Source organism: Kitasatospora nipponensis, from assembly GCF_039528135.1.
In the GTDB taxonomy this organism is placed as follows: Bacteria; Actinomycetota; Actinomycetes; order Streptomycetales; family Streptomycetaceae; genus Kitasatospora; species Kitasatospora nipponensis.
This window is the reverse complement of sequence record NZ_BAAALF010000736.1, coordinates 281-688: the sequence shown is the minus strand read 5'-3', so window position 1 is coordinate 688 and position 408 is coordinate 281. Positions and strand designations below refer to the sequence as shown.

Genomic DNA, 408 nt, shown 5'->3' with positions numbered 1-408 from the left:
CAGACCGACCGTCAGGGCGTGCACACCGGCCTTGCTGACGATCGGGGCCGTGCACGGGAAACCGGCGATCGCGTGCTCCACCAGTACGGTGCCGATGTTGACGATGCTGCCGCCACCGCCGACTGTGACCCACATCATCCCGCAAGCACGCAAGGGCCCGCGAAGGGGAGTCTGTTTCCGGCCAATCCACTGGCGCACGTTGATCACCGCCAGAGCGTATGTGAGGATGCAGACAGTCTCCTTAAACGTCGAATCAAGAAATAATCGACGCCGAGTAAAATGACCACCGCGCGCGAACAACGGGGCTCGCGCGCGAAACAGGAGCGCACCACAGAGAAGTTTCTGATTAAAACCATTGTGCCGCGGCTCGCGCCCGTCACAGTGTTGAACATGTAGGCATCGGGGGTG

General features: G+C 61.0%; 1 protein-coding gene and 1 pseudogene. Both read right to left on the bottom strand.

Annotation, left to right across the window (positions count from 1 at the left end):
* A pseudogene (locus tag ABD323_RS43020) lies at positions 1-207 on the bottom strand (hypothetical protein); the annotation flags it as partial.
* Positions 204-408, bottom strand: a 205-nt coding sequence (locus tag ABD323_RS43015; protein WP_344447477.1) for a hypothetical protein, incomplete at its 5' end; no start/stop codon positions are given. The gene ABD323_RS43015 and the pseudogene ABD323_RS43020, both read right to left, overlap by 4 nt.